This window comes from Lutibacter sp. HS1-25 (assembly GCF_004121075.1).
In the GTDB taxonomy this organism is placed as follows: Bacteria; Bacteroidota; Bacteroidia; order Flavobacteriales; family Flavobacteriaceae; genus Lutibacter.
On sequence record NZ_RHLN01000009.1, the window covers coordinates 62,098 to 74,183 of the forward strand.

The 12,086-nt window shown below is 31.8% G+C and carries 10 protein-coding genes; 3 read left to right on the forward strand and 7 right to left on the reverse strand.

Annotated elements, in window-relative coordinates; genetic code table 11:
- Positions 1–251: 251 nt before the first annotated feature.
- Positions 252–959, forward strand: a complete 708-nt coding sequence (locus EC396_RS05210) for a response regulator transcription factor (RefSeq protein WP_129365647.1) — start codon at positions 252–254, stop codon at positions 957–959.
- A complete protein-coding gene (locus EC396_RS05215) occupies positions 949–1,998 on the forward strand; it encodes a cell wall metabolism sensor histidine kinase WalK (protein ID WP_129365648.1) in 1,050 nt (349 codons plus the stop codon). The genes EC396_RS05210 and EC396_RS05215 overlap by 11 nt, the downstream gene beginning before the upstream one ends.
- Here the strand turns inward: EC396_RS05215 and EC396_RS05220 are convergent.
- From EC396_RS05220 to rnpA, 6 genes are all read right to left on the reverse strand, one after another.
- Positions 1,975–2,979 (reverse strand): glycosyltransferase, encoded by a 1,005-nt coding sequence (locus EC396_RS05220; protein ID WP_240665637.1) that lies wholly within the window; start codon positions 2,977–2,979, stop codon positions 1,975–1,977. The genes EC396_RS05215 and EC396_RS05220 overlap by 24 nt on opposite strands.
- Positions 2,980–3,012: 33 nt before the next feature.
- A complete protein-coding gene (gene purD, locus EC396_RS05225; protein WP_129365650.1) occupies positions 3,013–4,284 on the reverse strand; it encodes a phosphoribosylamine--glycine ligase in 1,272 nt (423 codons plus the stop codon).
- Positions 4,285–4,302: 18 nt separating this feature from the next.
- Positions 4,303–4,899, reverse strand: a complete 597-nt coding sequence (locus EC396_RS05230) for a sugar transferase (protein WP_129365651.1) — start codon at positions 4,897–4,899, stop codon at positions 4,303–4,305.
- Positions 4,900–4,909: 10 nt separating this feature from the next.
- Entirely contained in the window at positions 4,910–6,598 is a 1,689-nt protein-coding gene (locus EC396_RS05235; RefSeq protein WP_129365652.1) for a hypothetical protein, read from the reverse strand.
- 240 nt (positions 6,599–6,838) lie between these two features.
- Complete coding sequence (locus EC396_RS05240; protein ID WP_129365653.1) at positions 6,839–8,476, reverse strand: S41 family peptidase; 1,638 nt, start codon at positions 8,474–8,476, stop codon at positions 6,839–6,841.
- Positions 8,463–8,849, reverse strand: coding sequence for a ribonuclease P protein component (gene rnpA, locus EC396_RS05245; protein WP_129365654.1), 387 nt, complete (start codon positions 8,847–8,849; stop codon positions 8,463–8,465). Before rnpA ends, EC396_RS05240 begins: the two co-directional genes overlap by 14 nt.
- Before the next feature lie 145 nt (positions 8,850–8,994).
- Here rnpA and EC396_RS05250 point away from each other — a divergent pair, with 145 nt between their 5' ends.
- Positions 8,995–10,173, forward strand: coding sequence for an acyl-CoA dehydrogenase family protein (locus EC396_RS05250; RefSeq protein ID WP_129365655.1), 1,179 nt, complete (start codon positions 8,995–8,997; stop codon positions 10,171–10,173).
- A 61-nt stretch (positions 10,174–10,234) separates the two neighbouring features.
- Here EC396_RS05250 and glmS read toward each other — a convergent pair whose 3' ends face one another.
- Entirely contained in the window at positions 10,235–12,085 is a 1,851-nt protein-coding gene (gene glmS, locus EC396_RS05255) for a glutamine--fructose-6-phosphate transaminase (isomerizing) (RefSeq protein WP_129365656.1), read from the reverse strand.
- Between the last annotated feature and the right edge of the window lies 1 nt (position 12,086).

Genomic DNA, 12,086 nt, shown 5'->3' on the forward strand with positions numbered 1-12,086 from the left:
TGCAACGCAGTGAAATTGTAAAAAAGATATAGCGTATAGCCCGACCCCTTGTGGGTAACGCCCAAATTTACAAAGTGGCAAAAAAATTGTAAGTTGATTGCTTTTTTAATTTGTAATTGATTATTAATCACTTTTTTTCTTAAAAATTAACACAATGTAAGGTTAATGTTAGCTTAATGTTATACTTTTAATGTGTTTAAAATACCGATGCATTTTATGTTTACTTTTGTGAGTATTTATTAAATTATAGAATGAAAAACGCTGATATTAAAATATTACTTGTTGATGATGAACCAGATATTTTAGAAATTGTAGGTTACAATTTAAAAAATGAAGGTTATCAAATTACGACTGCAAAAAACGGACTTGAAGCTGTTGAATTGGCAAAAAAAATTGAACCTCATTTAATTATTTTAGACATTATGATGCCTGAAATGGATGGGATTGAGGCTTGTGAAAAAATTAGAGCAACTGCTGGTTTAGAAGATGTTATTATTTCGTTTTTTACCGCACGTAGCGAAGATTACTCACAAGTGGCTGGTTTTAATGTTGGTGCCGATGATTATATTACAAAACCAATTAAGCCAAAAGTATTGGTTAGCAAGGTAAAAGCTTTACTTAGACGTGTTAAAAATACTGCTGAAACTTCTAATTCAGAATCATCTGAACAGGTAAATGTTGGTGAAATTATTATTGACAGAGAAGAATATGTAATTATTAAAGATGGCGAAAAGCTTTCTTTACCAAGAAAAGAATTTGAATTATTTTCATTATTGGCTTCAAAACCTGATAAAGTTTTTAAACGTGATGATATTTTAGACCAAGTTTGGGGTAATGAAGTTGTGGTTGGTGGTAGAACCATTGATGTTCATATTAGAAAATTGCGTGAAAAAATTGGTGATGAGTATTTTAAAACTGTTAAAGGCGTAGGGTACAAATTTACTTTAGATGAAGATTAAAAAAACATACCAATTTGCATTTTGGACTTCACTTTATATTACACTTATTACAAGTATCTTATTTTATTTTAGCATTGCCTATTTGCTAAACAATTGGTTGTACTATTTATATATTGTTTTATTTTGTGTTATTGTTTTTACCGTTACTTTTTTTGTTACACAATACCGAGTTGAAAAATTTATTTATCCTCGAATTAAAAAAATATTAGAAAGTGTAGCTTTATTTGACTCGACCGACTTATCTAAAACTCCTATTTCGTCTAATTTTGATGATTTATCTAAAGAGGTTCAAAAGTTTGCAAAAATAAAGCAGCAACAAATTAAAAAATTAACACTTCAAGAAAATTATCGCCGAGAATATTTAGGCAATATTTCACACGAATTAAAAACACCTTTATTTACCGTTCAAGGCTATTTACTAACCTTGGAAGATGGTGCTATTGACGATAAAAAAATTAGGTATAACTATTTAAAAAGAGCCAATAAAGGCGTTGAACGTTTGATTGCGATTGTAAAAGATTTGGATTTAATTTCGAAATTAGAAACAGCCGATTTAAAATTAAACAAACAGTCTTTTAACATTGTTGAATTGATTAAAGATATTTTTGATTTGTTGGAAATGGAAGCGAAAAAGAGAAATATTTCGTTGCTTTTTGACAAAAATTACGATTTTCCAATTAAAGTTATTGCCGATGAGGAACGCATTGAGCAAGTACTTACCAATTTAATTGTAAACTCTATTAAATATGGTAAAATAAATGGAACCACCATTATTAGTATTGAATCTTTTAATACTGAAAAGGTTTTGGTGAAGGTAAAAGACAATGGCGAAGGTATTAAAGAAGAACATTTAGGTCGTATTTTTGAACGTTTTTACAGAGTAGATCAAAGTAGATCAAGAGATCAAGGAGGTTCTGGCTTGGGACTTTCTATTGTAAAACACATTGTTGAAGCGCATGATGAAGAAATTTTTGTAAAAAGCAAATATATGCGCGGTTCTGAATTTTCATTTACCTTAGAAAAGGCTGAAAAGATTTAAATCAATTGCAGTTTTACAACTTGTAAAACCGGTATAATTTTCAACTTCATTTAAATTTGCTAACTTAAAATTGGCTTGTTCTGAAAAAGGAGCAATTCTTTTTTCTTGTAAGCTTTCAGCCAAATATACTTGCTCAAACTGTCCGGGAGTTGGAATAAAAAATGCTTTTTTTCCCAACACAGCCAAATCCATAATTGTTGAATAACCCGATCGTGCCAACACCAACCTACTTTGATTGATTGCTTTTTCTAAAACTTCGGTTTCTAAATAATCTACAATTTCAATATTTTTATTAAAATTTACGCTTGTTGAAGTGTTGGGAACTCCTTGCACAAACAAAACAGCTCCTTTATAGCTTTTAAGCTCAAATAAGAGCTTTTTTTCTAAAATCGTTCTCTGAGGCTCTGGACCAGATAACAACACCAGTAAATCGTATTTAATTGCTGTTTTAAACTGTTTTAAACGACTTAAAACGCCTACATACTTAATATTGGGAAAATCTGTTTTTAAATGAGTTAAGATTCCTGAATAATTGGAATTACCTTCAAAATCAGGCACCCAACATTGGGTATATTTAGAAATTACTTTTTGATGAATTTTTGAAGTTAAAAATGAAGTTGCACCAGATAAAACCTGCAATTGGTGTGTGATATAAACTGTTGGGATTTTAGCATTAAACAATCCAAACCTATTGTCGGAAATAACACCACAAATGCCCTCACTTGCAATCAAATTAGTAACAAATTGTTGTTCCTTTTTAACTGCAGCGTAAATAAAAGGCACACTCAAAAGCAGTTTAAATTTTAAATTTTTACCGCTTTTGGTGTACTTAATATTGTATGAAGGAAGTGTATAACTTTTTAATGTTGGAAATTCTTTTTGAAGCACCAACAAAGCATTGCCATCGCTTGCTAAAATAGGTTCAAACCCGCTGTTTATAAGCGCGTAAATAATGGGCACGCAACGTGTAGCGTGACCCAATCCCCAATTTAACGGAGCGACAAGAATTTTTTTTTATAAGTCAAAACCAATATCTGTTCTAAAATTCATTCCTTCGAAACAAATTTTATCAATGTTTTCATATGATGTTTTTAAAGCTTCTGGAAAACTTTCACCATAAGAAGTAATTGCAATTACACGACCACCATTGGTTACAACTTTACCATCTTTGGTTGTTGTACCAGCGTGAAAAGCAATAGAACCATCAACTTTATCAAGTCCATGCATTTCTTTTCCTTTTTCATAAGCTTCTGGATAACCACCCGACACCAACATAACTGTACAGGCAGTCTCATCTTTAAACTCGATCGTTTTGGTATGTAACTCATTGTTTCCTGTAGCGATTAATAATTCTAAGAAATCGCTTTTAATTCGCGGAATTACAACTTCAGTTTCAGGATCTCCCATACGGCAATTGTATTCAATTACTTTAGGTTCGTCTCCTACTTTAATAATTCCGAAGAAAATAAAACCTTTGTAAGGAATATTGTCTTTTTGCAAACCTTCAACAGTAGGTTTTACAATGCGTTCTTCAATTTTTTGCATAAATGCAGCATTGGCAAATGGCACTGGAGATACGGCACCCATTCCACCAGTATTTAAACCTTTATCTCCTTCACCAATACGTTTATAATCTTTTGCATTTGGCAGGTTTACATAGCTTTTACCATCTGTAAGTGTAAAACAACTTAACTCAATACCATCTAAAAACTCTTCAATAACAACTTTGCTACTTGCAGCACCAAACTTTTTATTAGCCAACATTTCTGTTAGTTCGTCTTTAGCTTCCTGTAAATCGTTTAAAATTAACACCCCTTTTCCGGCAGCTAAACCATCGGCTTTTAAAACATAAGGAGGTGTTAAGGTTTCTAAAAATTGATGACCTGCAGGTATATTTTCAGCAGTAAAACTTTCGTAAGCAGCTGTAGGAATGTTATGACGTACCATAAATTCTTTGGCAAATTCTTTACTACCTTCTAATTGTGCTGCGTATTTTTGAGGTCCAATAACAGGAATTGTAACCAATTCAGCATCATTTAAAAAGAAATCGTGCACACCTTTTACCAAAGGATCTTCTGGTCCAACAATTACCAATTTAATATCATTTTCTAAAACCGCTTTTTTAACTGCTTCAAAATCTGTTTGACTAATATCTAAATTAGTTCCTACTTCTTTTGTACCTGCATTTCCAGGAGCAATAAATAACTTAGTTAATAAATTACTTTGGGCTATTTTCCAAGCCATTGCGTGTTCTCTTCCTCCTGATCCTAAAATTAATACATTCATATAATATTGCTTTCTGTTTTATCTACCTTTTCCTTGAAATACAATTATAATTGTACCCAAAATTACTTTAATATCTGTCCAAAATGTTAGATTATCCAAATAAATTAAATCGTAACGCGCACGTTTTAACATTTGTTCTAAATTATCGGCATAACCATATTTTATTTGTCCTAATGATGTGATTCCTGGCTTTAAATTTATCATTTTTTTGTATTTTGGAATGTATGAAGTAATATCATTCAAAAAAAATAAGCGTTCAGGTCTAGGCCCAACAATACTCATTTCTCCTTTAAATACATTGATAAACTGAGGAAATTCATCTATTCTATATTTTCGCATGATTCTTCCAAATGTTGTAATTCTTCCTTCTTCATCTTTAGATAATAAAGGATCATTTACAGGCGGAAAACCAACCATACTTTTAAATTTATAAATATAAAAAGGTTTCCAATTTTTACCGATACGCTCTTGTTTAAAAAAAGTTTTTTCACCCGATTCAAAAAAAATTATAATAGCAACCAAAGGTGTTAACCAAGTTAAAACGGCTAAAATAACGAATGATGAAAACGCAATATCAAAAATTCTCTTAGGAAATATGTACCTCTTTTTATGCAATAGAAATCAACTAAAATATTTGTTCTAAAATTTTTTGTGTTATTACATATGTTGGTAAAACACCATTGGTTCCCAATCCGCCTGAAGCCAAAGTGCTACCTGTTTCTAAAGGATTATCAGATGCATAATAAGCGTAACGCACTTTTACTTTTTTGGTGATATTTCCTCTAATTTTTGAAGCTGCTTGTATTGCTTTTTGATAGTGAGCTCCTTCCATTTCCAATCCGGTAACTTTCCATGTTGAATCGTGAAAGAAATTTAAAATATCTTTATTTTGAAGTGAAGTTCCTAAGACAGTTACCATTGCACCTGTATAAACATCGACTCCACAACCTTCAAACATTTTTTTCTTCAATTGGTTTTTAAATGGATAATTGTCGGCTGTACCTTCAAAAATATGAGAAGATGGAATCATAATATCTCCTTTTCCACCTTCTAAAATACCAGCTTTTCCCATGATTGAAACCGACTCAACATTTAAGTGCTGTTTCTTTTCTTTTCCGTATTTATAAGGTTTCAACAGCTCGTCCATAGTTTCATAAGCCTGTTCACCAAAAGCATAATCCATTACAATTAATACAGGTTTTTCTATACTATCCAGGCTATTTTTAATTTCAAAATTTGTTTTATCAATGTCAATTTTAGCAGTATCTATTATTTGAACATCAATATTGGTACCTGAAGTATTTTTGATAAATGTTAAGCCGTTTTTTGCGGCATATTCCATGACTTGTTTGCGTAAATCTTCATTATCATCTTTACTTAACATTTTAAACAATGAAATGGTATCATTGTCTTCTATTTGATTTGGTAAAACTACAGGCGCATAAATAGAGTTCATAACACTGTGCATATTGGCACTGATAATATGAATTGGGCGCTCTAACAAACCTTTATCGTGTAATATTTTTTTAATATTATCTGCCCACATTTCACCATAAATATGGTGACCAATACGTTCACGTAAAACCGGACTAAAAGTGATGGTTCTTTTTAAGTCTTTTACTTTTTCTTCAATTGCAAAATAACCCAACCAAAATATAATTTGAAAAAAACGGTCTGGGTTATTTTTTTCTGCTAAAACCCCATGTACATAATGAATTTCTTCAAAAGTTCTTCCTAAAATACTTGCTACGTGAGCAAACATAATATCGCGTTCATCTTTTGACAATTCTTTGTGATGAATTACAACTTCTTCCAGTTTTTTCCATTCTCTAATGGTTGTATTTTCATCTTCAATAAAAACCTTATTTGCTATTTTATGAGATTCAACAAACAAAAAAGTTAAGTGCGTGAGAATATCGTAGATTTCAGACCTTCCTCTGGTCACCTCAATATTCATTTGATCTTTGTCTATTCTATAGCAATTTCTTCTACGTTTAGGTGGAACAATGGCTTTAAAGTGTGAATTTGAATAACCTTCATCTGCAGTTAAATTGATAAATCGGCATTCTTCTATACCAACAGGAAGCCTTTCAATTACATAAATTAAGCCGTTTAATTCAACTTTTTCATCGGCAATTGAACCATAAATTTCTGGTCGAAGTTGTAGCAATGCCTGACGTAGAGCGTCTCCTGAAACACCCATAGGTTTATAAAAACCACGGCTAAACAAATGACGCATAGATATATACAAACGCTCAATGGCGTTTGATGACTCTTGTGCGCGAGTTCTTTCTCTTAATTTTGACTGTTGCATAATTTACAGTTTGGTTTACAAAGATACTTTATATTGTGGAAATGGTTTTAAGTTTTAAGCTTTAAGTTTAAGGCTAAAGCTAATGGTTAAAAAAACATTTCATCTTATCTAATCTTGAGCTTCACTTAAAGACTTATCGACCAGTTTTATTTTTTAAAAAACACTCCTAAAATCCCCTCAAAGAGATATTTGGAATATTGATAATGAAGAAGTAAAAACTTCTAACATCTAATATTTAACTTAATTTTTTAATATTTTTTCATATGCTGAAGTGTTGCTTAAAACAGAAACTGCTTTTAAAATAGTGGTATCAAAAACTGCTTTTTGCTGATAAACACCCTCTTCATAATAATAACGTTTTACAATTTCATCGGTCAAATTAAATAAAATTTCATCTTTATTTTTATCCAACTCTTTTAATTTTTCTGAATAAATAGTCGCTAAAAGATCGTTGTAATTTTTAGTCAAATTATTGGATAACTGATCTTCATTAGCCATTTTATTGGCTTTTTTAAATTCTATTTCTGTTTTTGTTTCAAAATCGGCTTGATGAGAAGCTAAATAAGACCTTAAATTATCGTAATCTGCATCATTCAATTTAAATTTTGAAGGCTGTGCAATGGTTGCATTTTTATAAAAATAGTTGGTCGCATAATTAAAAAATGCGTTTGAATTTAACAACACTTCGGTTGTTTTGGTTGTTGCTGGTTTTTCAATTTCAAGGTCTGGTAAAATTCCGCCACCACCATAAACAATTCTTCCGTTTTCAGTTTTGTATTCCTCTCTTCCAACATCAGAAAACTTTGGAACGTTGCCTTTATCATCTCTATTGGTATAATCTAACTCTTGAATACAGCGTCCGCTTGGCGTATAATATTTAGAAATGGTTAGTTTTAATTGTGTGCCATACGACAGTGATAAATATCTTTGCACCAAACCCTTACCAAAAGAACGACTCCCAATTATTACAGCTCTATCATAATCTTGCAAAGAACCGGCTAAAATTTCGGATGCTGATGCTGAATACCCATCAATTAAAATAGAAATAGGAATGTTTAAATCTAATGGCGCATCTTTTGTTTTAAAAGTATCGCTCCATTTATCGACTTTGGCTTTTGTGGTAACCACAATTTTATCTTTTGGTATAAAAAAATTGGTAATTTTTACGGCTTCATTTAACAAACCGCCTGGGTTGCCCCTTACATCAATAATCAATTTTTTCATCCCTTCATCTTTCAAAGCTAAAAATGCTTCTTTTACTTGTGCTGAAGCTTTTTCGTTGAAGGTGGTAAATGAAATATACCCCACTTCACTATTAAGCATTGTATAAAAAGGGACAGGATTTATCTCAATTTTTTCGCGAACTACTTCAATATTTAACAATTGATTTTGACGTTTAATTTGAAGTTTAACAGTGGTATTAGGAATCCCGTTTATCAAAGTTGCTATACCTTCATCATCAAAATCTGAAACTAAAATATCACCTACTTTTACAATTTCATCACCCGGTTTTATACCTGCTTTTTCAGCGGGTGCATCTTTTAGTACTGCTCTAATAGTTAAAACTTTATCTTTATATCTAGAGATTGCCCCAATACCTCCATAATCTCCAGTTGCTCTAATTTTGGCATCTTCTACACCTTGTTCATCAAAATAATTGGTGTAAGGATCCAGTTCTTTTAGCATATTTTTAATGGCCGTATTGGTCAATTGGGCAGGATTTATAGGGTCTACATAATACATATTCAACTCTTTAAACAAGGTTGTATAAATATCGATTTGTTTTGCAATTTCAAAAAAATCGGACTGAAATGCTGCAGAAACGCCAACAGAAATCACTATAAAAATGCCTAAAAACCATTTCTTAATTTTGCTCATCTTCTTTTATTTTATCTAAAAATTTGATGGTAATTTTTTCAAAAGTACGCTCTAATTCGGCATAATTTATTTCTTCTTTAGCCATATAAATCAGCATAAAAATATACTGTTCATTTAAATTGTCAACAATAGCATATTTATTTTTTCTATAAACTTCGCGCATTACACGCTTAATTCTATTGCGATTTACAGCTAATTTAACATTGCGTTTTGGCACTGAAAACCCTACCCTAACCGGAAATTCTGAATAGTGATTTACTTTTAAATAAATCAACCTAAAAGGAAACGATTTTACATGTTTTCCTTCTGCAAATAATTGATCAATTAAAGTTTTACTTTTTAATTTTTGCTCTTTTCCTAGGGTATATCTCATTATTAATTTTCAACTTTAAGTACTTAAATTTTAGCACTATTGAGGTATTGTATCAACCACAAATGTAAGGAATAAAAGATTTTAATAAATGAAATTGCTAGTACTTTAATTATTAACTTTGTGTAAAACCGAAAATTTTGAACCTATGTCACAAGATTTATTTCAAGCACCAGATTATTATCAAGTAGATGATTTACTAAGTGAAGAACACAAATTAGTTCGTGATACAGCAAGAGAATGGGTAAAACGTGCTGTTTCTCCTATTATTGAAGAAGCTGCACAACAGGCCAAATTTCCAACCTCAATTGTTAGTGGTTTGGCTGAAATTGGCGCTTTTGGACCTTACATTCCTGAAGCATATGGTGGCGCAGGTTTAGACCAAATATCTTATGGTTTAATTATGCAAGAATTAGAGCGAGGAGATTCAGGCATACGTTCAACAGCATCGGTACAATCATCATTGGTAATGTACCCAATTTACCAATATGGCAATGAAGCGCAACGACAAAAATATTTACCAAAACTAGCCAGTGGCGAATTATTGGGTTGTTTTGGTTTAACAGAACCAGACTACGGTTCTAATCCTGCTGCATTGGTTACCAATATTAAAGATATGGGCGATTATTATTTGTTGAATGGTGCTAAAATGTGGATATCGAATGCGCCGTTTGCTGATATTGCTGTTGTTTGGGCAAAAAATGAAGAAGGACGTATAAAAGGGTTGATTGTTGAACGCGGTATGGAAGGTTTTACTACACCCGAAACACACAACAAATGGAGTTTAAGAACTTCGGCAACAGGAGAATTGATTTTTGACAATGTGAAAATTCCGAAAGAAAATATTTTACCAAATAAAGACGGTTTGGGGGCACCACTTGGCTGTTTAGATTCTGCTCGTTACGGTATTGCCTGGGGTGCTATTGGCGCAGCTATGGATTGTTATGATACTGCTTTGCGTTACGCCAAACAACGCATTCAATTTGGAAAACCGATTGCAGGTACGCAATTGCAACAAAAAAAATTAGCTGAAATGATTACTGAAATCACCAAAGCGCAATTATTAACTTGGCGTTTGGGGGTTTTAAAAAATGAAAATAGGGCAACTACAGCTCAAATATCTATGGCTAAAAGAAACAATGTTGAAATGGCATTAAAAATAGCCAGAGAAGCGCGTCAGGTTTTAGGTGCTATGGGAATTACTGGTGAATACGCTATTATGCGCCATATGATGAATTTAGAAAGTGTTGTTACTTATGAAGGAACACACGATATACATTTGTTAATTACCGGAATGGATATTACAGGAATTTCAGCTTTTAAATAATTAAAAAGCCCATTTTATTGAATAAAATGGGCTTTTTTAATTTTAATACTTATTTTAAAAATTACTCTACAGTAACAGATTTTGCTAAATTTCTTGGCTGATCTACATTACAACCTCTCATTACCGCAATATAATACGATAATAATTGCAAAGGAATTGTAGTTAATAATGGTGATAATGCTTCTGAAATTTCAGGAATTTCAATTACGTGATCTGCAATATCTCTAACTTGCGTATCTCCTTTGGTAACAATAGCAATTATTTTACCTTTTCTAGATTTTATTTCCTGAATATTACTTACTACTTTTTCGTAATGACCCTTTTTAGTTGCAATTACAACAACTGGCATAGATTCATCAATTAAAGCAATAGGTCCGTGTTTCATTTCTGCAGCAGGATAACCTTCAGCGTGGATGTATGAAATTTCTTTAAGCTTTAAAGCACCTTCTAATGCAACTGGAAAATTAAAACCTCTTCCTAAGTATAAGCAATTTGGAGCGTCTTTGTAAATAGCTGCAATTTTTTCAATATCTTCACTAACTTTTAATAATTCTTGAACTTTTGAAGGTATTAAACTTAATTCTTGAATGTAATTATGCAACTCAGAATTTGAAAGTTCACCTTTTAAACTTCCTAATTTTAAAGCAATTAAAGTAAGTACTGTTATTTGTGTTGTAAATGCTTTTGTTGAAGCCACACCAATTTCTGGCCCAGCATGTGTATAAGCACCCGAATCAGTTTCTCTTGCAATTGAAGAACCTACTACATTACAAATACCAAATACAAATGCACCTTTAGATTTTGCCAATTTAATAGCAGCCAAAGTATCGGCAGTTTCACCAGATTGAGAGATTGCAATAACAATATCTCCTTTATTAATAATTGGATTTCTATATCTAAATTCTGAAGCATATTCAACTTCAACAGGGATACGAGCCAATTCTTCTATTAAATATTCTCCAACCAAACCTGCGTGCCAAGATGTACCACAAGCAACAATAACAATGCGCTTGGCATTTAAAAATTTAGCAATATGATTGTCAACACTACCCATTTTAATAACGTCAGTTTCAGGCAATAACCTTCCTCTGTAAGTATCTAAAATTGCACTAGGTTGTTCATGAATTTCTTTCAACATAAAATGGTCAAAACCACCTTTTTCAATTTGCTCCAAATTCATTTTTAGCTCTTGAACATTTGGCTCAACAATATCATTATTTAGAATTTTACGAACTCTAATCTCTCTTCCTAATTTGATAATTGCCATTTCTTCATCATCTAAATATACTGCATCTTTTGTATATTCTAAAAATGGAGAAGCATCAGAAGCAATAAAAAATTCTGAATTATTTTCACCAATTCCAATGGCAATTGGACTTCCTAAACGAGCAACAATAATTTCGTTTGGTTTTGTAATGTCAAATACTGCAATGGCATAAGCACCTACCACATTATTTAAAGCCAATTGAACAGCTTGACCTAATTTACAGTTATTTTTGGTTTTCATCTCTTCAATTAAATTGATTAAAACCTCTGTATCTGTATCACTAGAAAACGTATAACCTCTTGTTAACAATTCTTTTTTAATTGAATTGTAATTTTCAATAATTCCGTTGTGAACAATTACCAAATTGCCCGAATTAGATACGTGTGGATGAGAATTCTCATTGTTTGGCACACCGTGTGTTGCCCAACGAGTATGACCTAAACCTAAATTTCCAGCTGTATTTTTATTTTCGGTAATTTGCTGTAAATCAGATACTTTTCCTTTTGTTTTATACAATCCAGAAACACTTCCATTTGCCAAAATTATTCCTGCACTATCGTACCCTCTGTATTCTAATCGTTGTAATCCGTTAATTACAATTGGGTAAGCCTCTCTGTAACCTAAATAACCTACAATTCCACACATA